Origin of the sequence: Corynebacterium sp. CCM 9204 (assembly GCF_041357695.1) — a bacterium.
In the GTDB taxonomy this organism is placed as follows: domain Bacteria; phylum Actinomycetota; class Actinomycetes; order Mycobacteriales; family Mycobacteriaceae; genus Corynebacterium.
In genome coordinates, this window is the sequence record NZ_JAUERX010000004.1 from 42,221 (window position 1) to 63,063 (window position 20,843).

Genomic DNA, 20,843 nt, shown 5'->3' on the forward strand with positions numbered 1-20,843 from the left:
CGTGGGGGTAGTGTGCAATCCTAAAAGCACATGTCACGAACCAATATATTGAGTTTGTTCACCATGTGTTTCGGATATCGTTGAGCTGGCGTTATTCACCACGTATCATGAACATCGTTAGATGTCTGACAAGTTTCCCGCGTCCCCCACTGAGGAGCCCCTAATGCGAGCACCCACTTCACAGCGCACACTGGCCCGAATGGCCGGGCTGGTAGCCATCGCCGCTCTCGGCCTGACCGCCTGTGGCGGCGGCACCACCACCGGCACAAACTCAAGCGGCGGTGCCTCCGGTGACACCGGCGACGGCACCAGCATCATCACCGCCGCCGTCGGATACGACACCGACAACTACGATCCCGGTACGACCACCTCCGCTCTTGCCCTCGCCGCCAACTGGCACACCATGGAGGGTCTGACTGAACTCGACCCGGCGACGCGTGAGGTTTATCCGGCTCTCGCCGCGGCGCTGCCCGACAAGGTGGACGACACCACCTACGAGGTCACCCTGCGTGACGGCGCCAAGTTCTCCGATGGAACCGACGTGACCTCCGCCGACGTCGTCGCCGCATTCAACCGCACCATGGAAGGCTTCTACGCCCCCATGCTGAGCTTCATCGACACCGTCGAAGCCAACGGCGACAACTCCGTGACCATCAAGACGAAGTACCCCTTCTCCCTGGTCAACGAACGCATTTCCTTGGTCAAGGTCGTCCCCCAGGACCAGACCGACGACGAGCTGAAGTCCGCACCGATCGGTACCGGCCCGTACAAGATGACCGAAGCCATCAAGTCCAAGCACGTCAAGTTCACCAAGAACGAGAACTACAACGGCGACCGCCCCGCCGGTGCCGATGAGATGCGCTGGGACATCCTGGTCGACGACACAGCGCGAGTCACCGCCATGAGCGAAGGCTCCGTCGTCGCCATGGAGAACGTTCCCTCCGTGAGCAAGAGCCTGCTCGAAGGCAAGGTCGAAATGGAGTCCAAGCAGGGCTTCAACCTCCCCTTCGTCATGTTCAACACCCAGAAAGCTCCCTTCAACGACCCGAAGGTCCGCCAGGCGGTACTCTACGGAATCGACTCCCAGGAGCTGATCGACAACACCCTCGACGGCAACGCCAAGGTAGCAACTTCCTTCCTCCCCGAGGCACACCCGAACTACCACAAGGCGTCCGAGGTCTACTCTTATGACCCCGAGAAATCGAAGGAACTGCTGAAGGAGGCCGGTGTCGAGGATCTGCACTTCACCCTCAACACCACAGACCACGGCTGGATCGCCAACATGGCGCCGCTCATCCAGCAGCAGCTCGCCGGTGCCGGCATCACCGTCGACACCATCGACACCCAGGCGTCAGGCGCAATGTACTCCAACGTCACGGACGTGGATGACCCGCAGTTCGACGTGGTGCTCGCTCCCGGAGACCCCTCGGTCTTCGGCAATGACCCCGATCTGCTGATGAACTGGTGGTACGGCGACAACGCCTGGACCCAGAAGCGCTCCGGCTGGAAGGGGTCCGAGGGCTACACCAAGCTCCACGAACTCATGGACAAGGCCGTCCGTGCCACCGGCGACGAGCAACAGGATCTGTGGAACCAGTCCTATGACGTTATCGCCGAAGAAGTTCCGATCTACCCGCTGTTCCACCGCAGCGTCACCTCCGCGTGGAACAAGAACAAGATCGAGGGATTCCAGCCGATCGCTCTGACCGGCATCTCGTTCCTCGACGTCAACACCAAGTAACACCCCCACCCGAAGCAGACACCGTGGCCCCCGCCCCGCTTAACGCGGGGGCCACGGGTCGCATCGTCCACAACCGGGCGTCGTGACGCCACCGCACCCGGATCCCCGTCCGTGACAACTACTTGAGGTACTCACGTGTCCAACCTGATCAGGCTCATCGGGCGCCGCCTCCTGGCACTCCCCGTCATGATTCTGGGCATCACATTCCTCGTCTTCTTCGTGATGTCCTTCAACCCGGTTGATCCGGCGTACGGCGCCCTCGGTGAAGGCGCGTCAGCCGAACAGATTGAGGCCTACCACGAGGAATACGGCCTGAATGACCCACTCTTTGTCCGCTACTTCGCTTTCCTCGGCGGCCTCCTACACGGCGATCTCGGAACCTACACCTCACAGCGGCTCCCCGTCTCCGGACGAATCGCGGAGGCGTTCCCGGTCACCATCTCTCTAACCTTTTACGGCCTGATCATCGCGGTCGTCATGGCTCTCATCTTCGGTGTTCTCGCAGCGCTCTACCGCGACTCCTGGATTGACCAGATCATCCGTATCTTCTCGATCATCTTCGTTGCGACGCCATCCTTCTGGCTCGCTGTTCTGCTGATCCAGGCGTTCACCATCAACAATGACATTCTTCCGGCATCCGGCCCACTCATCGCCTTCGAGTCCGATCCCAAGGCCTACATGATGCGGATGCTCATGCCCGCCTTCGCCCTCGGAATCCCGGTCGCCGGTTCCCTGATCCGCGTCGTCCGTACCTCCATGGTGGAGGAACTCGACAAGGATTACGTACGTACCGCGCTCGGTGCGGGCATCCCCAAGCACGTCGTCGTGGCCCGCAACGTCCTGCGCAACGCACTGATCACGCCGGTGACCGTTCTCGGCCTCCGGATCGGCTATCTCATGGGTGGCGCCGTGATCATCGAGGTCATCTTCGCCCTTCCTGGCATGGGGCAGGCGATCCTCGAGGGCATCCAGTCGAACTATGCCGACCTCGTCCAGGGTGTGACGCTGACGGTGGCGCTCGCCTTCGTTGTCGTCAACATCGTCGTCGACATGCTCTACATCCTCATCAACCCGCGTATCAGGACGGTGTGACATGCGCAGAGAACTCACCACCAAACTGTCCAGGCCTGGACTGAGGTTCGGCCGCTGGCGGGCGATGTCGGTGCCGTCACGCATCAGCGTCGTCATCCTCGTCTCAATCGTCATCATCGCCGTGTTCGCGCCGGTGTTCGCGACCCACGATCCACTCCTGATCACCAGGCCGAATGCGGCGCCGGACTCCGAGTACTGGTTCGGCACCGATTACCTCGGCCGTGACGTCTACTCGCGCATGGTCTACGGCGCCCGGATCTCCCTGACCATCGGAATCTGCGCGACCCTCTTCGCCCTCGCGTGCGCAGCCGTCCTCGGCTCCATCGCCGCAGTCAGCTCCCGGTGGGTGTCCGAGACCCTGATGCGCGTACTCGACATCATCATGTCTTTCCCCGGGATCGCACTCGCCGCCGTCTTCATCGCGGTCTTCGGGAACTCAATCCCGATCCTCATCTTCTCCATCGGGTTCCTGTATATCCCCCAACTGACCCGTGTCGTGCGCGCCAACGTCCTCGACCAGTGGGGGGAGGACTACGTTAACGCCGTCGTTGTCTCCGGTGCTGCCCGCACCTGGATCCTGATCAAACACGTCGCCCGTAACTGCGTCGCACCGATCCTCGTGTTCGCCACCGTCCTCGTCGCCGACGCGATCGTCTTCGAGGCCTCCCTGTCCTTCATCAACGCCGGTGTCCCCGAGCCCGACCCCTCCTGGGGTTCGATCATCGCCTCCGCACGTCAAGGTGTGCTCACCGGTTTCTGGTGGGCCGCAATGTTCCCCGGCCTCGCCATCATGATCACCGTTCTCTCCCTCAACGTACTCGCGGAAGGAATCACCGACGCCCTCGTCGCCGCACCAGGGGCGACCAAGATCGATCCGGCGGGCACCGACGGCAAGCGTGAGGCCGACCGCCTGGCATCCGATCCCGTCGCCGCCTACCGGGAACAGGAGGAGGACCTAAACAAGCGACTCGCCGAACTACGCGAGATGGAGTCCCGCCGTACGGACCGATTCATCCCCGATTACTCCGTTCCCCCACTGCTTGAGGTCAACGATCTCTGCCTTCGCTTCCCACGCCACGGAGACGTCGATGTCGTCGACCACGTCAGCTTCGAGGTCCGCCCCGGGCAGACGATGGCACTCGTCGGTGAATCCGGCTGCGGCAAATCCATCACGGCACTCACGATCATGGGTCTGCTCGATCACCGGGCGACGATCACCGGCCAGATCCTCTACGACGGCACCGATCTGCTGAAGCTCTCGACAAAACAGCACGCGGCGCTCCGGGGCCACGAGATCGCGATGATCTACCAGGACGCACTCTCCTCGCTGAACCCGTCCATGCTCATCAAATCCCAGATGAAACAGTTGACCAAGCGTGGCGGCACCCGGAGTGCAGAGGAACTCCTCGAACTCGTGGGCCTCGACCCGAAGCGCACTCTGGAGTCCTACCCGCACGAGCTCTCCGGTGGCCAGCGGCAACGTGTCCTCATCGCCATGGCGCTGACCCGGGACCCGAAGCTGATCATCGCCGATGAGCCGACCACCGCACTCGACGTGACGGTACAGAAGCAGGTCATCGAACTGCTCAACGATCTACAGGACAAACTCGGCTTCGCCATGATCTTCGTCTCGCACGATCTCGCACTCGTCGCGGAAGTCGCGCACTCCATCACCGTCATGTACGCCGGCCAGGTCGTCGAGCAGGCTCCCACGGTTGAACTGATGACCGATCCCCGGCACGAGTACACCCGTGGTCTCCTCGGCTCGGTGTTGTCCATCGAGGCCGGCTCCGGGCGACTGCACCAAGTCCCCGGTGTCGTGCCCAGCCCGCGGGACTTCCCCCGCGGTGACCGTTTCGCGCCGCGTTCCTCGCATCCGACCGTCGGTCTGGACACCCGCCCGGTGCTCACCCGTGCCGGTGGCGAGCACCATTACTACGCAGTGCAACCCGAACTCGCCGAGCGCGGAAAGTGAGCACATCGATGTCCAAGCACAACAAGCACGATTCCAACGAGGTCATCCGCACCGAGACCGAGGCAGCCCTGGATTCCTTTCAACAGGGGTCCGTTGAATCCGTTCCCGATCACGCTGACGAGACGATCCACGGTCGTCGGGTCGATACCACGGGTCGCGCAAACCCCCGGCACGACGGTTTGACCCCCATCATCGAGCTGCGGGACGTCTCCGTGACCTTCCGCTCCCGATCCGGCGGCATCTTCAGGCCGAACCTCGTACACGCCGTCCGCGGCGTCACCATGAAGCTGAATCCCGGTGAAACCCTCGGCTTGGTCGGTGAGTCAGGCTGCGGAAAATCCACCACGGCCCGCGTCATGTGCGGCCTGCAGGACCCCACCGAGGGCGAGGTGTACTTCCAGGGCCGTAAGGTGACCAAACGCTCCGCGAAGGATCGTAAACAAATCGGCCGCGTCGTGTCCGTCGTCTTCCAGGACCCTGCGACCGCCCTGAACGCGCGCATGATCGTCGCCGAACAACTGCTCGACCCTATGGTCGTTCACAAGATCAACAACAAGAGCTACCGCGAGGAACGAATCCGGGATCTCATCCACCTGGTCGGACTCCCCGAGAGCGTTCTACAGGCCCTCCCAGGTCAGTTGTCGGGTGGCCAGCGGCAACGTGTCGCCATCGCGCGCGCCCTGTCGTTGAACCCGGACGCGATCATCGCCGACGAACCGACCTCCGCACTCGATGTGTCGGTCCGCGCCCAGATCCTCAACCTACTCTCGGACCTCAAAGAGGAACTCAATCTCGGCATGGTGTTCATCTCCCACGACATCCAGACCGTGCGTTACGTCTCGGATCGGATAGCCGTCATGAACGGCGGCACCGTCGTCGAAGAGGGGCCCGCACAGCAAATCCTCGAGAATCCACGCGACGAGTACACGCGTACCCTGCTCGGTGCGGCCCCGTCACTCCTGCACCCCGCGAAGTCCGCATTCGCCAACTGACGGCCAGTCCGCCGTACCAACATCTGAAAAATCACCTAGGAGCCCACAGTGGAATCCCCCTTCACCGGTGTCATCCCGCCGGTAGTCACACCACTCGACGATGTCGGCAACTTTGACCGTGCCAGCTTCGACCGCGTGGTCAACCGCATGATCGACGCCGGTGTACACGGCCTGTTCTTCCTCGGGTCATCCGGAGAGGTCGTCTTCTCCACCGATGACCGCCGCCGCGAGATCATCACCGCCGCCGTCGAGACCGTCGCGGGGCGTGTCCCCGTCCTAGTCGGGTGCATCGACACGGAGACGAACCGGGTGATCGAACACGCCCGCACCGCCGCCGAACTCGGCGCCGACGCGATCGTCGCCACCGCGCCGTTCTACGCCCTCGGCGGGGTCAACGAGATTGAGCGCCACTTCCGAAAGATCCACGAAGCTGTGGCACTGCCCCTGTTCGCCTATGACATCCCCGTCTGCGTACATGTGAAGCTGCCCGGTGATCTACTACTCAAGTTGGGTCTGGACGGGGTTCTGGCGGGTGTCAAGGATTCCTCCGGAGATGACGTGTCCTTCCGTTTCCTCGCCCGCGACAATGCCGCCGCAGGTCATCCCCTCACACTGCTCACCGGCCACGAGGTCGTGGTCGACGGTGCGTACATGTCCGGCGCCGACGGGTGTGTACCCGGCCTCGGTAACGTCGACCCACACGCCTACGTCCGTCAGTGGAACGCCTACCGTGCCGGTGACTGGGACACGGTCCGCGCCGAGCAGGACCACCTCACTGACCTCATGCGCATTGTCCTTGTCACGACCGGGGCCGTCGGCTTCGGCGCAGGGGTCGGCGCCTTCAAGACCGCGTTGATGCTCCTCGGTGTCTTCTCCACGAACCGCATGCCAGAGCCCGTCGCCGCCCTCACCGGTGGGAACCTCACCGCCATCGCCGAGGTACTGAGGTCGTGCAGCCTGGAGCCGACGGTCGACCCGGATGCCGTCCGGATCGCCCCCTTCGCCTCCTGATCCACCGGATCACAGCCACAAGCACCGAGAGAGGACGGCCCCCGTGAACAGTGACAGTGCCGACAGCCGCGTTCTCGCGGTCGACATCGGCGGCACGAAGATCAACGTGGCCCTCGTTGACGCGGACAACACCGTCAGGGGGATGTCCACCGCGGCGACCCCGAGCCGCGAGGACGGTGCCGCCGTCATCCGGCAGGTGCTGCGGGTCGCGCGCCGCGTCATCGACGCCGACCCGGGCACGGCACCGACGCACGTCGGAATCGGCAGTGCCGGTGTCGTCAGCCCCGACGGGCGACGCATCACCTCCGCGACCGACGCCATCCGCGGGTGGGCGGGCACCGAGCTTGCCACGGAGATCGAGGGAGCACTCGGCATTCCCTGCACCGTGATCAACGACGTTCACGCCCATGGCCTCGGCGAACTTGCCGGAGGTGCCGGGCGTGGACACAAGTCGATGCTGATGGTCGCCGTCGGCACCGGAATCGGCGGAGCCATCATCACCGACGGCCATCTCATCCCCGGGGCACACGGTGTCGCGGGGCACATCGGGCAGATCCGGGTCACCACGACGACTCCCGAGAGCTGTGCCGGACACACCGACACGCTGGAGAACCTCGCCGCAGGCCCCGGCATGACACGTTTCTACGCCGAGCTCGGTGGGCGGGGTGTGGACAACGGGCACCAGCTCCAGGCGGCCGCCCGGACCGACACCCTCGCCGCAGATGTGATCACGGCTGCGGGGTCGATCACCGGCCAAACCGTGGCCTCACTGGTCAACGCGCTCGACCCGGAACTGGTCGTCATCGGCGGTGGCGTCACCCGAATGGGTGAGTCGTGGTGGGGTCCGCTCCGTGGGGCTTACGCTGAAACCCTGATGGCCCCGCTCCGGGGCACTCCCCTGGTCGCCGCCGAGCTGGGCGACAACGCCGCGCTCGTCGGAGCGGCACACCACGCCCGCAACACCCTCACTATCCGATAAGGAGCCCCGCCCAATGAGTGACATGAGCATCGACGCCCTCCTCGACCGCCTCCGCGGCGGACTGGTGGTGTCCTGCCAGGCCTATCCCGGCGAACCGCTACGGCGCGCGGAAATCACCGCGGCAATGGCCCAGGCCGTCGTCGAAGGAGGCGCCCGAGCGGTCCGGGTGCAAGGCGTCGCGGATATCGCCGCCACCCGGCAGGCCGTCGAGGTTCCCGTCATCGGGTTGATCAAGCACGGCCACGACGGCGTGTACATCACCCCGTCCGTGGCGCACGCCCGGGCGTGCGCGCTGGCGGGCGCGGATGTCGTCGCCATCGACGCCACCCTCCGCGAGCGGGGCAACGGTGAATCCTTCGCTGACGCAGTGGCGGCCATCCACACCGAGTTCCCCGGTGTCGCGGTCATGGCGGACTGCGCCTCCGTCCCCGATGCGGTGGCCGCCGCTGAGTCGGGTGCGGACATCATCGGCACGACGCTGGCGGGCTACACCCCCGGCTACGAGCACGCCCGGGAGAAGACCCCCGGCCCCGACCACGCGTTCATCGACGAGGTGCTCGCCGTCGTGGACCGGCCGGTTCTCGTGGAAGGACGTCTGCACCGACCAGAGGATGTCGCCGGCGTCTTCGAGCGCGGTGCGTTCGCCGCATGCGTCGGAACCGCCATCACGCACCCGACGACGATCACCAGTTGGTTCGTACCTAAAGGCTGACGGGGTCTGCACCGCTTCCGCGCGCCAGCCGGGTTTCCCCCTAAGTCGGCGCGTGACGACGTTCCACGGCCACATCCCTGTGCGACAATGGGCGCATGGCTCTCACCACCTCGGACCGCGTCGCAGCGGTCATCGTCACCCACCGTCGCGCCGATCTCCTGCGGGCCTCCCTCGAGGTCGTCGCCACCCAGTCGGCGCCCGTGGAGTGGATCATCGTGGTGGACAACGGTTGCGAGCGGGCCGTGTCGGACGTGGTGGCGGAGATCGCCGGGGACCGGGGCATCTACCTGCCCTCGCACACGAATCTCGGCGGCGCGGGCGGTTTCGCCTACGGGTTCCTCACCGCACTCGCCCTGGGCGCGGATGCCGTGTGGTGCGCCGACGATGACGGTCGGCCAGAGGGGCCGGACGTGCTCGCCACTCTGCAGGAGTGCGCGCAGCGGCACGGCCTGGACGAGGTCTCCCCCGTGGTCTGCAATCTCGATGATCCGGATCTCCTCGCCTTCCCTCTCCGGCGAGGGCTGGAGTGGCGGCGCAGGCGCGGTGAGCTCATCGACCCGGCGAATCCGGACGATGATCTCCTGCCCGCTATCGCCTCCCTGTTCAATGGCGCGCTGATCTCCGCGGCAGCCATGGAACGTATCGGTGTCCCGGATCTCCGGCTGTTCATCCGGGGCGACGAGGTCGAGTACCACCGCCGACTGACCCGCTCCGGGCTGAAGTTCGGTACCTGCCTGCGCTGCGCCTACCTGCACCCGGATGGCTCGGACGAGTTCAAGCCGATCCTGGGTGGGCGGATGCACACCCAGTACCCCGACAACGAGGGGAAGCGTTTCTTTACCTACCGCAACCGCGGCTACCTGATGAACCAACCCGGCATGCGCCACCTTCTCCCCCAGGAGTACGCCCGTTTCGGCTGGTTCTTTCTGGTCAAGCAACGTGACCCGGCGGGGTTCCGGGACTGGCTTCGGCTGCATCGCATGGGGCGCCGGGAACGTTTCGAACGCCCCTGACCGCGGACGCGCTGCATCACACAACGAGCCATGCCCGGCGCGGCGTCGACAGGCGGCAGTCCGTGTCCCGAGGTCAGCGGACCTTGAAGATCACGGTGCGCTGAACGACGAAGTTCACCACGGTCGCGATTCCCTGTGCGATAACGAAGGCAACCACCAGGGAGAACAGGTCCGGGACATCCCGCTCCACGAGGAACCCGAACAGGTACTTATACAACTGGGTGTTCAGTACCCAGGTGAGCGCATAGAGCACGGTCACGGCGATGAATCGGGCCCGGGAGGGCGCGGCCTGGAACGTCCAGCGTCGGTTGATGGCATAGGCGGTGATCGTGCCGAAGATGAAGCCGATATTGCGGGACGCAAACGGGCTCAGGCCGAAGACCATCTGAAACAGCCACGTCAGACCGATGTCCACCACGGCGGAGATACCGCCGGAGATGATGAACCGGACCCCCTGTGTCTTCACGTCGCGGCCATCGGAGGCGGGGACCACGGGGATGGGGCCGGTGTATTCGTCTGCACCGGCGGCGACCTCCTCCGCCATCTCTTCGGAGGAGACGAAAAGCCTCTCTCCAGGGCTCCCGGTGGGCGGATCGGTGCGCCGCGGATCGCGGGTATCGGGGGCGGTGTTGTCGTCGTAGTCGGCCACGCCAGGTGATGCTACCCGCTTCTCCCCCGCTGTTCAGCGACGCAGGAGATAACGGTAGAGATCGAGACGTTCAACGGGAGGCAGGGAAGTGGCACCGTAGCCGCCGACGTCTGCGAGGGCTTGGAGGGAAGCGGCGCAGAGTTCCCGGGTCCGGGTTGCCGTGAGCACGCTGTCATCATCGTCGACCCACCCGATTTCGGCCATGGTTGATTCGATGACGTTGTCACCGAGGTCCGCATCCACGAGTGATGCCAGCGTGAGAACTGTAACTAGGAACGCATCCCGGGCCTCGGGGGTCCGTTCCAGTGGTAGCTCATCCAGAATCATGCGGGTCCGGCGCGGGAGAAAGAGCGGTCGTTCCAGATCCAGCGCTTGGAGGAGCGGAATGAAGTCGAAGATACGGGAGCGGTTGATCAGATCCGTGACCTCTGTGTCCACCAGGGCGAGAGTTGCGGTGATCGTCGCTGTACCTGTCAGTTCGGCATTGATGTCGGCGGGATCGAAGTCCATCTCACCCGTCGCATCGGGTCTGAGGCTTCCGGAGCCGCCGATGCAAAGTGCCCGTGGGGTACCGCGATCCCGCGGATACGATTCTATGACCTCGATGAACATGCGCCACAGTCCCCACGTGTAGATGGCGACGTCGCCGGGTGCGGCGAGGACCGTGTGCACGCAGTCACTGGTTCTCACCTTGTGTTCTCCGGCGGTGAATGACCAGGGCGCCCCGCCCTCGTGTCCGCGGAAACCGAAGCAGGTGGACAGAACACGGTGCAGCTCGGACAGCGACATCGCATCGTTGAGTCCAACCTGACGGTGGATCTCCCGATCCGCGCACCACAATGTCGCCCGGACGATCAAGGTCCGTGGTGCGCGGTACTCCTCAGACCTGGTCCCGGTCACGGCAGCTCGGGCGTCGCGCCTGGGCCTTAGTTCGATGACGTTTCCGCGGGTCTGGTCGGTGGACATGCTCACCAGCGTAGCCAGCTCACGGAGCCCGTGCCCGCGCGGTGGGACCGGTGCCATGCCTCCGGAGGGGTCCGGGTTCAGCTCAACGGGAGTGGTCGAACGTCCGGACCATAAGTTTCCTTGAGATGAGCGCGGCTCCGGCGCTGCCCCTCGATCGCGAACCACTGTTCAACGAGATTGCCGACGGCCTGAGCAGTGCACCAGGCGGCCCGGGCGATGCCTTCACCATGGAAAGCGGCACCGTTGTCCGGGTTGTCGTCGGGAAGAGTGGGGGCGGGCAGTCGCGGCACGATGAGGTGGGGGTTTGCCTCGTGGGCTTTCTTCGCGGCGGCACGGATCTCACTGGTTTCCCGGTCGACGGCTGCGTGGATCTCCCTCAAGCTGGTCTGGCCCGCACGGGTGCCCGCACCCTCGACGGTGTCCGGATCCGTACCCCCGACGGGCAGCACGATGGTGTGCCGTAGGAGGGATTCAAGGAGGGTGACGGGGTCCGTGGGGTCCGTGTCCCGCGTGGCGACGACATCCGTACCTTCCGACTCCGGTGTTTCACTACCGGTGTGTGCGGGAGTTTCCCCGACGATCCAGGCTCCGCTGTAGCGCCCGGTCGCCGAGTTGGGGTCGGTTTGGACGTGCCAGACGACGCGGAGGGTCGGGTCGGTGGCGTCGAGGACGGAAATGACGGGATGACGCACGGGATCTGCTGTACCCCCAGTGGATGTGTTCTTCTGTGTGCCGGTCACTGTTTCGTTGTCCCATCACTTTCGTTCACGATGTCGTCCAGTGCGCAGGACGCCAGCAGGATCGGCACGATGCACGCGCCGAGCACCGTGTGGGGTCGGGCGACTCCCCGGGAGCGGAGCAGCCCCACCAGTGTCGCGGTGATCCTGTGATCCAGCCGCACCACCGCGCAGAGGAGTGCGGTTCCTGTGACAAGTAGCGGCCAGGGGGTCTTCGGGTTCGCCTGGCGGCTGGTACCGGGCTGCGGTTCCGCTGATGCGGTGTCGGCAGAACCAGCGGACACCATCGGTTCCAAGGCCTCCGTGCCGACGGTAGCCGCGGCAAGGACCGCGGCGTCAACACTCCAGCGGGTCAATCGATGGTCAATGTAGTCGGGCATCGCGGTAACAACTCCACCCGCGACGGCGAGCGGCAGATCAGCGATGATCCTCGCTCGCAACCCCCGGTCTGTCGTTGCCATACCGGGAGCATACCAACCGGGACGGGCGTCGCATGAGCAGGTGTTGTCTCCGGTTAGACTGGCCGTATGTTCGGACTGTTCAAGGGCCAGAAGCGGAATTCCGGGGAGACGCCGGGGCACATCGCGGCGGAGCGCACCCAGCTACCGCTGAACCAGCACATGACAATGCTGATGGCGCAGGAACTTCCATTGCTCGATAGCGTCGACAGGGTGCGGGTGTATGAGATTCTGCGTGAGTACGTCGGCCCTGAGATCACGTCCCAGGAGGAACTCCCGGACGAGATACGGCAGATGATGGATCTGTAGTCGTCCGCCACGGGCATCGGCGTACGGGTGCCCGACCGCGTGGGATTGTGGGAAATCACACGCTGTGTTCTTCCTGGGAAACTGCCCGATCAGGCCCGATCGGCCCCCACCAGGGTTGTTCGGGGAGTAGCGTGGACAGGCGATGACGAGCGATAAGGGCGCGTCCAGCACCGTTGCTTCGAACGGTGCCTCCGGAGCCCTGAACACAGAAGCCAAGAAACTGACCGGCTGGGGCCGTACGGCCCCCACGACCGCCGAGGTTCTGTCAACGGAAGACCTCGACACGATCGTCAAGGCAGTGCAGCTGGTCGCCGAACAGAACGAGAGCAAGCCCGCCCATCTGCGTCGTGGCGTGATCGCCCGCGGTATGGGGCGTTCCTACGGGGATCCGGCGCAGAATGCCGGCGGTCTGGTCATCGACATGACCGCGCTGAACCGCATCCATTCCATCGATTCGGCGTCCGCCGTCGTGGACGTCGATGGCGGTGTCACCCTCGACCAGTTGATGAAGGCTGCGCTGCCGTACGGGCTATGGGTTCCGGTTCTGCCGGGTACCCGGCAGGTCACCATCGGTGGTGCGATAGGCCCCGACATCCACGGGAAGAACCACCACTCGGCCGGTTCCTTCGGGGATCACGTGGTCTCGATGGAACTGCTCGTGGCCGACGGTCGGATCCTGCACCTGGAACCGGAGGGTTCCGCCGACGATCCGGACGGTTCACTGTTCTGGGCGACAGTCGGTGGAATGGGGCTGACGGGCATCATTGTCCGCGCACGAATCAAGATGACCCGGACCGAGACCGCATATTTCATCGCCGACGGCGACATGACACACAGCCTCGACGAGACGATCGAGTTCCACTCGGATGGTTCGGAGAAGAACTACACTTATTCCTCCGCCTGGTTCGACGCGATCTCCGGCCCGCCGAAGCTGGGTCGTGCGGCAATCTCCCGGGGTTCCCTGGCTACTCTCGCGCAACTGGAGGAGCTCGCCCCGAAGTTGGCGAAGGATCCGCTGAAGTTCAATGCACCCCAGTTGGTGACCGTCCCGGATATTTTCCCGTCATTCACCATGAACAAGCTGTCGATGATCGCGGTCGGTGAGCTGTGGTGGCTGAAGTCGGGAACATACCGTAATAAGGTGCAGAATCTGACGGAGTTCTACCAGCCGCTCGATCTGATCGGTGAATGGAATCGCGGCTACGGGCCCAAGGGTTTCCTCCAATACCAGTTCGTCGTGCCGCGTGAGGCCGTGGAACCATTCAAGGACATCATCCGGGACATCCAGGCATCGGGCCATTACTCGGCGTTGAACGTGTTCAAGCTCTTCGGTGAAGGTAACCGTGCTCCATTGTCCTACCCGATGCCCGGTTGGAACGTGTGCGTGGACTTCCCCATCAAACCAGGTCTGGGCCAGTTCCTCGACGAACTGGATCGCCGGGTGATGGAGTTCGGTGGCCGGTTGTACCTGGCCAAGGAATCGCGGACCACGGCGGAGAACTTCCACCGGATGTACCCCCAGATGCAATCCTGGCTGGATACTCGCAACACGATTGACCCGAACGGGGTCTTCGCGTCCGATCTGTCCCGTCGCCTCGAACTGCGCTAGACCGCACCTCCGCACGAGAACAATCAGGAAGTAGAACACGACATGCTCAATGCTGTGGGCAAGGCCCAGAACATCCTGCTACTCGGCGGCACGTCCGAGATCGGTGTCGCCATCGTCACCGAATTCCTCGCCGCCGGACCCGCCGCGGTCACTCTCGCCGCGCGGAAGAACTCTCCGCACCTCGAAGAGGCAAAGGTGCAGCTTGAACGCGCCGGCGCCAGTGAGATCCGCGTCATCGACTTCGACGCCACCGATTTCGACAGTCACCCGGCCGTGATCGAGGAGGCATTCTCGAACGGTGATGTCGATATCGCGATCGTCGCTTTCGGTACCCTCGGCGACAACGAGGAACTGTGGCGTGATCAATCCAAGGCCGTCGCCTCCGCCCAGGTCAATTACACCGGTGCCGTCTCCGTCGGTGTCCTGCTCGGGCAGCGCTTCTCGGCGCAGGGACACGGAACGATTGTCGCGCTGAGTTCCGTCGCAGGCATGAAGGTGCGGCGATCCAACTTCGTCTACGGCTCAACGAAAGCCGGGTTCGACGGCTTCTACAGTCAACTCGGTGAAGCCCTGCGGGACTCCGGAGCCAAGGTCGTGGTCGTACGCCCGGGTCAGGTCCGTACCCGGATGAGCGCCGATGTCGACGAGGCACCGTTGACCGTGGACCGCTCACAGGTGGCCGAAGCCGTTGTGGAAGCCGTCACCAACGGTAAGGACACCGTGTGGGTTCATCCGCTGTTCAAGTACGTGATGATGGTCTTCGATCACATTCCGCGGCCGATCTTCCGCAAACTCCCCTTCTAGCTGATCCGCAACTCTCCCGCACCCGCGATCCGTGTCCGGCGTTCCCCGACCAGGTGTGGGAGACTTGAACACATGACACACGCGACGGATGGCATCGCTGCCGACCCCACCCGGACGGCGCGCAACAGGGTATTCTTCGGCCCCACCGCCCCGGCGGGGGGTGCGGAGTTCACCTCGGACGCACTCAGTGACCGGGCCACCGTCCTCGCCATCGCCGCAGCCGGGGTCGGCGGCGGCGCGCTCACCTTGTTCTGCTGGTTCATCCTGAAGCTGACCCACCTCCCGGCATTCGGTGGTTCGCTGGTTTCCAGGGCACTGTCCACCACCGGCACCGTCGCGGTACTGCTCCTTGTGATCAGTCTGGTGTTCCTCTGGCTACGCGACGAGCACCACGACCAACTCCGATGCCGGGATAAAACTCCCGGAGTGAGGGTCTTCGCCCGCGGTCACGGGTCCGTGGTGGCCGATGAACCGGATACGGCTGAAGCCTATCCACCGACCACCGAACTCCCCGACAGTGAACGGATTCCTTCCTCTCGGCCCCGGTGGCGGGTGTGGCTCACTTATCTGGTCTGTTATCTCTCCCCGGCAGCACTGGTGGTTACCACCCTGGCACTGCCGCTATCCGCGACCCGACTGTACCTCGACGGGATCACGGTTGATCAGGGATTCCGCACGCAGTTCCTCACCCGGTTGACCGATTCCCCGGTCCTGAGTGACATGAACTACATTGATCTGCCCTCCTATTATCCCGGAGGGTGGTTCTGGTTCGGCGGACGTTTCGCTCACCTCCTCGGACTCGACGGCTGGGCGGCATTCCAACCGTGGGCACTGGTCTCCCTGGCGGCCGCCGCATCAATGGTCGTCCCGACCTGGCAGAGGATCTGCGGTTCACTGACCGTCGCCACCGGCGTCGGTCTCACGAGTATCTGCCTGATCCTCGTGATCGCCCCGCAGGAGCCCTACGCGGCAATCGTCGCGCTCGGTGTACCCGCCTCCACTGTTCTGGTGCGCCGAGCCCTCGACGGAAGCCGACTCGCGATCCTCGGCATGATCATCTATCTCGGCGCCTCCGCATCGATTTACACCCTCTACACTGCGGTGGTCGCACTGTCTATCGTGATCGTGACTGCGGTGTTCTCCGCGATCGTCGACAGATCCTGGCGTCCACTCGGCCGGTTGGTGCTGATGGGAACCGCATCCATGGCCATTGCGTCACTGGTGTGGGCACCGTATCTTCTCGCGATCGTGCGCGGAGAGCCGCACTCCGGGGCCACGGCGATGCATTACCTACCCTACGCGGGCACCCAGATCCCGATGCCAATGTTGTCCTTCTCCGCAGTGGGTGCGCTCTGTCTCCTGGGCACCATTTTCCTCGTGGTACGTGCGGTCGACCGGGATGTACGTGCGATGGGTATCGCCCTAGTGGTGTTCTACGGCTGGATCGTGGCCTCCATGATCGCGACTCTCGCCGGGAACACCCTCCTCGGGTTCCGGATGGACGCAGTGGTCACGCTGCAGCTCGCCACTGCGGGCGTGTTCGCGATCGCCGAGATCCGGCTCCTCGGACCAGACACCCTCTACCCACACCAGATCTCCGCACGGACCGGGCGGAGTGTCACTCTCGTCATGGTGACGCTGCTACTCATCGGCGGTGTCTCGTACGCACAGACGATCCCGCAGCGGAATCACACCGCAATCGACCTCGCTTACACGGATACCGACGGCGATGGTGTCCGTGCCGATCTGTACCCACCGGATTCCGGTGTTTGGTACGGCGAAATCGACGAGTTGATCCGCAGTAAGGGGTACATACCCAGGGACACCGTCGTACTCACCGACGAACACAACTTCATGTCATACCACCCCTACCGTGGCTTCCAGGCTTTCACCAGCCACTACGCGAACCCGCTGGGTGAATTCGATGTTCGCAACCGTGAGATCGAGCAGTGGGCCAGTTCATCGTGGAATACGCTCGCCGGAACCGAAGAATTCCTGGGTGCTCTCAGCCGTTCCTCCTACACCGCTCCGGATGTGTTCATCCTGCGGGGTGATGCGAAAGATACCGAAGAAGGCTGGAAATACGACATCGCGGAGGATATCTACCCCAACAACCCAAACGTCCGATTCCGGGGGGTGTGGTTCAATCCCGCGCCGTTCACGGCTGATGGGGCACCCTGGGATATCGAGCAGGTCGGACCGTTCGTGGTGGTGATCCGCAACCGATGAAGCGTACCGGGAGCTCTGACGTAAACTTGTCTGCTGTGTCAGCCACCGCCGTAACAACCCAGCCCACCGCGTCGAGACGGTTGCTCAACCTCGCCATCGTCAGTGGTCTCCTGGGGTTCCTCATGTTCGTGCTCACGCCGTTCATGCCGGTAACCCAGACCCAGTCCTCGTTCAACTGGCCGCAGAATAATTCGCTGAACAGTGTCAACGCACCGTTGATCAGTTACGTTCCACAGTCCATCGACGTTGCCATCCCGATCTCCGCCCTCCCAAAACTCAGGGAGAACGAGACAACCGTCCTCGGAACCTTGCCCGCGGACAGCGAGGACGCCACTACCCGTGGCCTCTTCGTGCGGCTCACCTCGACGGGTCTGGACGTCATCGTGCGTAACCAGGTCCCCTTCGAGCTCAGTGCTGAGCAGCTCGAAACCCTGCCACCGGAGGCAGTGCTCCGGGTCTCCTCCACGGAGAAGGAGACGGCTGTCCGTATCGACGGTGCCCGCGCCCCCGACGGCGGGGAATACATCGGCACCGTGAGTGATGATCAGCGCCCACAACTCACCGGTATCTACACAGAGCTGGCCGGGGATGAATCGACCACGCGACAACTGATTGACGGGGGCCTGGCAGCACACGTCGAAATCAACTCGCGCTTCACCTCAACGCCGAGTGTGCTGAAGTACCTCACGATGTTCTCGGGTCTGGCTCTGCTGCTCGTCGCCCTGTGGACACTGCACCGGATGGACATTCTCGACGGCCGCAGAACCCGCCGCTTCCTACCCGTCGGCTGGTTCCGGCCCCGGATCCTCGACGCCATCGTCGGCGGTGTGCTCTTCTGGTGGTACATCTTCGGTGCGAACACCTCGGATGACGGCTACCTCCTCACCATGGCCCGGGTTTCGGATCACGCCGGCTACATGGCCAACTACTACCGCTGGTTCGGCGTGCCCGAATCCCCGTTCGGTGCTCCTTACTACGATCTGCTCGGTCTGATGGCGCAAGTCTCCACCGCATCAATATGGATGCGCCTTCCGGAGCTCATCGCCGGGTTGCTGACCTGGATGATAATCACCCGTGAGGTGCTGCCCCGACTGGGATCGAAGATCAACAACCGTCGGGTCGCACACTGGACGGCGGCGTTCTCCTTCCTCGGATTCTGGATGGTCTACAACAACGGACTCCGGCCCGAACCCGTCATCGCCGTCGGTGCGCTGCTCACCTGGGTCTCGATCGAGCGTGCCATCGCCACCTCCCGGCTTCTGCCCGCAGCGATCGGTGTCATCATCGCCACCGTGTGCCTCGGTGCCGGCCCCACGGGCCTCATGGCGGTCGCCGCACTACTCGCCGGACTATCGGGCCTGATCAGAATCGGTCTGCGACGCATGCCACTGCTCGGTGCCGGACCAGGCTCTTCCCGAGCGACGTCGATACGCGCGACTGCGGCGATGCTCTGTCCCTTCTTCGCCTCCGGAACCGCGATTCTCCTCGCGGTCTTCGGCGACCAGACTCTCGGTACCGTCCTCGAATCCATCCGGGTGCGCTCCGCGAAGGGCCCGTCGCTGCACTGGTACGACGAGTGGGTCCGCTACGAGACTCTGATGCAGCAAACCGTCGACGGATCTTTCGCCCGTCGGTTCGCGGTACTCATGCTGTTCCTCTGCCTCGCACTGGTCCTTGCCAGCGTGCTCCGCAACGGTCGCGTCCCCGGTTCTGCCAAAGGTCCGTCCATGCGGCTCATGCTGGTGTTCTTCGGGACGATGTTCTTCATGATGTTCACGCCAACGAAGTGGACCCACCACTTCGGCGTGTATGCCGGAATCGGCGCCGCACTCGCCGCACTCGCCGCCATCGCCGTATCCAACATGGCGCTCAAGAGTGCCCGCTCCCGCACCCTGTTCATCGGTGCGATCCTGTTCCTACTGGCCTTCTCCCTGTCCGGAACCAACGGCTGGTGGTATGTCTCCAGTTACGGCATCCCGTGGTACGACAAGACCATTCAGTACCGCCACATCGAGGCATCGACCGTGATGCTGTTCATCGCTCTTGCGGTACTCGCTCTCGGCGCGGTGCAGTCCTTCGTCTCGGACGTCGGAACAGCACGCGCCGCTGCCCGAGGCCAAGCCGAGGAATACGCGAAAGAGAAGCAGCGGAAGCTGCGTCGCTTCGACGGGCTTGCGGCGTCACCGATCGCGGTCGTGTCCGCACTCGTCGTGATGTTCTCCGTACTTTCCCTCGGCAAGGGGTTCGTCGACCAGTATCCCGCCTACTCCATCGGACTCGGTAACGCCCGCTCCTTCGTCGGAGATAGCTGCGCCCTCGCCAATGATGCCCTGATCGAATCCGATACGAACGACAGTTTCCTCACGCCCGTCGGCGGCACCTCCCTCGGAGACTCCCTCGAGAGCGAGGACAACCGCGGTTTTGACGCCAACAACGTTCCCCCATCAATCAACTCCTCCGGTGTGGACACCACCGCCACAAGCGCAGGTTCCATAGCCGGTGCCACTGACGATGACACGGCTTCCGGGGAGACCGGCGGGCAGGATTCAGGGTCCGGCGGCGGCGTCCGTGGCGACGTCGGCGTCAACGGCTCCGTCGCCCAGCTCCCGTTCGGAATCGACTACCGCAAGGTACCCGTACTCGGTTCCTATACCTCCGGCCCACAATTCCCCGCCGAAGTCACCACCTCCTGGTACCAACTTCCGGAGCGCCGCAAGGATGCACCGCTCCTCGTCGTGTCCGCAGCCGGTCGCATCAAACACGATGACATCAACGGTGTCCGTCAGGATGGACAACAGCTCCTCATCGAGTACGGAACACGGGGACCCGGTGATAGGGTGACCGACATCGGAGAAATCGAACCTCTCGACATCGGTCCAGCTCCCGGATGGCGCAACCTCCGTGTCCCGTTGGACCGGCTACCTGCGGAGGCGAACGTCGTCCGTATCGTCGCAGCAGACACGAGTCTGGACCCCGAGCAGTGGCTCGCGATCACCCCACCGCGCGTCCCCACCCTGAAGTCCCTGAATGAGGTCGTCGGTTCCGAAGACCCCGCGCTACTCGACTGGTCCGTATCCCTGCAGTTCCCCTGTCAGCGCCCCTTCGACCACTGGGCCGGTGTCGCGGAAACCCCGCTCTGGCGGATCTCCCCCGATCATGGTGGAAAAGTCACCCTCTCTCCGTGGCAGGATTACAGCGGCGGTGGTGTCATGGGTGTCGCGGAGGCCATCAACAAGGCCACTGAACTACCGAGCTATCTCAAGGACGATTGGCACCGCGACTGGGGATCCCTGGAAGCCTACGAGCTACGGACCAACTCCCAGGGTGAGGCTCCCGTAGACGCGGTGATCGACTACCGTACCGAACAGCGTTCCGGTTTCTGGAACCCCGGCAAGATGAAGATCGAGGACTGAACCAACCACCAGTGAACAGGTTCGCGGAGTCCCCATGGGAATCACCCAAGGGGACTCCGCTTGTTTCCATCTCGCTCGCCTCTGTCCTCTGTAAGCGTCGTAGGGGCGGCGAGGTACCAGCACCGCGTACACCCGCAAGCGAAACACTCTTCCG

Annotated in this window: 17 protein-coding genes; 13 read left to right on the forward strand and 4 right to left on the reverse strand. The window is 63.8% G+C overall.

All coding sequences use genetic code 11. The annotated features are described in order from the left end of the window. The first annotated feature begins 163 nt into the window (after positions 1 to 163). From QWU43_RS08955 to QWU43_RS08990, 8 genes are all read left to right on the forward strand, one after another. Entirely contained in the window at positions 164 to 1,741 is a 1,578-nt protein-coding gene (locus tag QWU43_RS08955) for an ABC transporter substrate-binding protein (RefSeq protein ID WP_370917655.1), read from the forward strand. A 135-nt stretch (positions 1,742 to 1,876) separates the two neighbouring features. Further along, positions 1,877 to 2,833: an ABC transporter permease gene (locus QWU43_RS08960; RefSeq protein ID WP_370914736.1), complete on the forward strand. Its 957-nt coding sequence runs from the start codon at positions 1,877 to 1,879 to the stop codon at positions 2,831 to 2,833. A gap of 1 nt (position 2,834) precedes the next feature. After that, the gene (locus QWU43_RS08965; protein ID WP_370914737.1) at positions 2,835 to 4,808 is read left to right on the forward strand and encodes a dipeptide/oligopeptide/nickel ABC transporter permease/ATP-binding protein; all 1,974 of its coding nucleotides are present in this window, start codon (positions 2,835 to 2,837) and stop codon (positions 4,806 to 4,808) included. An 8-nt stretch (positions 4,809 to 4,816) separates the two neighbouring features. Continuing rightward, entirely contained in the window at positions 4,817 to 5,800 is a 984-nt protein-coding gene (locus tag QWU43_RS08970; RefSeq protein WP_370914738.1) for an ABC transporter ATP-binding protein, read from the forward strand. Between the two features lie 48 nt (positions 5,801 to 5,848). Beyond that, entirely contained in the window at positions 5,849 to 6,811 is a 963-nt protein-coding gene (locus QWU43_RS08975) for a dihydrodipicolinate synthase family protein (RefSeq protein ID WP_370914739.1), read from the forward strand. A gap of 43 nt (positions 6,812 to 6,854) precedes the next feature. Beyond that, positions 6,855 to 7,790, forward strand: coding sequence for an ROK family protein (locus QWU43_RS08980; protein WP_370917656.1), 936 nt, complete (start codon positions 6,855 to 6,857; stop codon positions 7,788 to 7,790). Between the two features lie 22 nt (positions 7,791 to 7,812). Further along, positions 7,813 to 8,502, forward strand: coding sequence for an N-acetylmannosamine-6-phosphate 2-epimerase (locus QWU43_RS08985; RefSeq protein WP_370917755.1), 690 nt, complete (start codon positions 7,813 to 7,815; stop codon positions 8,500 to 8,502). A gap of 95 nt (positions 8,503 to 8,597) precedes the next feature. Next, positions 8,598 to 9,515: a glycosyltransferase gene (locus QWU43_RS08990; RefSeq protein ID WP_370917657.1), complete on the forward strand. Its 918-nt coding sequence runs from the start codon at positions 8,598 to 8,600 to the stop codon at positions 9,513 to 9,515. 73 nt (positions 9,516 to 9,588) lie between these two features. On the opposite strand, the gene QWU43_RS08995 is transcribed toward QWU43_RS08990, so the two are convergent. The 4 genes from QWU43_RS08995 to QWU43_RS09010 form a co-directional block, all read right to left on the reverse strand. After that, entirely contained in the window at positions 9,589 to 10,059 is a 471-nt protein-coding gene (locus tag QWU43_RS08995; protein WP_370914919.1) for a GtrA family protein, read from the reverse strand. Positions 10,060 to 10,197: 138 nt separating this feature from the next. Beyond that, positions 10,198 to 11,130, reverse strand: coding sequence for a hypothetical protein (locus QWU43_RS09000; protein WP_370917658.1), 933 nt, complete (start codon positions 11,128 to 11,130; stop codon positions 10,198 to 10,200). A gap of 77 nt (positions 11,131 to 11,207) precedes the next feature. Continuing rightward, positions 11,208 to 11,822, reverse strand: a complete 615-nt coding sequence (locus tag QWU43_RS09005) for a hypothetical protein (RefSeq protein WP_370917659.1) — start codon at positions 11,820 to 11,822, stop codon at positions 11,208 to 11,210. Positions 11,823 to 11,866: 44 nt separating this feature from the next. After that, entirely contained in the window at positions 11,867 to 12,328 is a 462-nt protein-coding gene (locus tag QWU43_RS09010; RefSeq protein ID WP_370917660.1) for a hypothetical protein, read from the reverse strand. Between the two features lie 66 nt (positions 12,329 to 12,394). Between QWU43_RS09010 and QWU43_RS09015 the strand changes: the two genes are divergently transcribed. The 5 genes from QWU43_RS09015 to QWU43_RS09035 all read left to right on the forward strand — a co-directional run bounded on the left by QWU43_RS09015 (position 12,395) and on the right by QWU43_RS09035 (position 20,689). Continuing rightward, entirely contained in the window at positions 12,395 to 12,634 is a 240-nt protein-coding gene (locus tag QWU43_RS09015) for a hypothetical protein (protein ID WP_370914746.1), read from the forward strand. A gap of 142 nt (positions 12,635 to 12,776) precedes the next feature. Continuing rightward, positions 12,777 to 14,243 carry an FAD-binding protein gene (locus QWU43_RS09020; RefSeq protein WP_370914747.1) on the forward strand — a complete coding sequence of 489 codons (1,467 nt, stop codon included), beginning with the start codon at positions 12,777 to 12,779 and terminating at the stop codon, positions 14,241 to 14,243. A gap of 42 nt (positions 14,244 to 14,285) precedes the next feature. After that, positions 14,286 to 15,047: a decaprenylphospho-beta-D-erythro-pentofuranosid-2-ulose 2-reductase gene (locus QWU43_RS09025; RefSeq protein WP_370914748.1), complete on the forward strand. Its 762-nt coding sequence runs from the start codon at positions 14,286 to 14,288 to the stop codon at positions 15,045 to 15,047. 72 nt (positions 15,048 to 15,119) lie between these two features. Beyond that, positions 15,120 to 17,276, forward strand: coding sequence for a galactan 5-O-arabinofuranosyltransferase (locus QWU43_RS09030; protein WP_370914749.1), 2,157 nt, complete (start codon positions 15,120 to 15,122; stop codon positions 17,274 to 17,276). Further along, positions 17,273 to 20,689, forward strand: coding sequence for an arabinosyltransferase domain-containing protein (locus QWU43_RS09035; RefSeq protein ID WP_370914750.1), 3,417 nt, complete (start codon positions 17,273 to 17,275; stop codon positions 20,687 to 20,689). The genes QWU43_RS09030 and QWU43_RS09035 overlap by 4 nt, the downstream gene beginning before the upstream one ends. The last annotated feature ends 154 nt before the right edge of the window (positions 20,690 to 20,843 follow it).

Bases quoted from the DNA above. Each gene is read 5' to 3' on its own strand.
- QWU43_RS08970 (WP_370914738.1), top strand. From the start codon at position 4,817: ATGTCCAAGCACAACAAGCACGATTCCAACGAGGTCATCCGCACCGAG.
- QWU43_RS08965 (WP_370914737.1), top strand. From the start codon at position 2,835: ATGCGCAGAGAACTCACCACCAAACTGTCCAGGCCTGGACTGAGGTTC.
- QWU43_RS09020 (WP_370914747.1), top strand. From the start codon at position 12,777: ATGACGAGCGATAAGGGCGCGTCCAGCACCGTTGCTTCGAACGGTGCC.
- QWU43_RS09025 (WP_370914748.1), top strand. From the start codon at position 14,286: ATGCTCAATGCTGTGGGCAAGGCCCAGAACATCCTGCTACTCGGCGGC.
- QWU43_RS09015 (WP_370914746.1), top strand. From the start codon at position 12,395: ATGTTCGGACTGTTCAAGGGCCAGAAGCGGAATTCCGGGGAGACGCCG.
- QWU43_RS08990 (WP_370917657.1), top strand. From the start codon at position 8,598: ATGGCTCTCACCACCTCGGACCGCGTCGCAGCGGTCATCGTCACCCAC.
- QWU43_RS09010 (WP_370917660.1), bottom strand. From the start codon at position 12,328: ATGGCAACGACAGACCGGGGGTTGCGAGCGAGGATCATCGCTGATCTG.
- QWU43_RS08995 (WP_370914919.1), bottom strand. From the start codon at position 10,059: ATGGCGGAGGAGGTCGCCGCCGGTGCAGACGAATACACCGGCCCCATC.
- QWU43_RS09035 (WP_370914750.1), top strand. From the start codon at position 17,273: ATGAAGCGTACCGGGAGCTCTGACGTAAACTTGTCTGCTGTGTCAGCC.
- QWU43_RS09000 (WP_370917658.1), bottom strand. From the start codon at position 11,130: ATGTCCACCGACCAGACCCGCGGAAACGTCATCGAACTAAGGCCCAGG.
- QWU43_RS09030 (WP_370914749.1), top strand. From the start codon at position 15,120: ATGACACACGCGACGGATGGCATCGCTGCCGACCCCACCCGGACGGCG.
- QWU43_RS08985 (WP_370917755.1), top strand. From the start codon at position 7,813: ATGAGCATCGACGCCCTCCTCGACCGCCTCCGCGGCGGACTGGTGGTG.
- QWU43_RS08955 (WP_370917655.1), top strand. From the start codon at position 164: ATGCGAGCACCCACTTCACAGCGCACACTGGCCCGAATGGCCGGGCTG.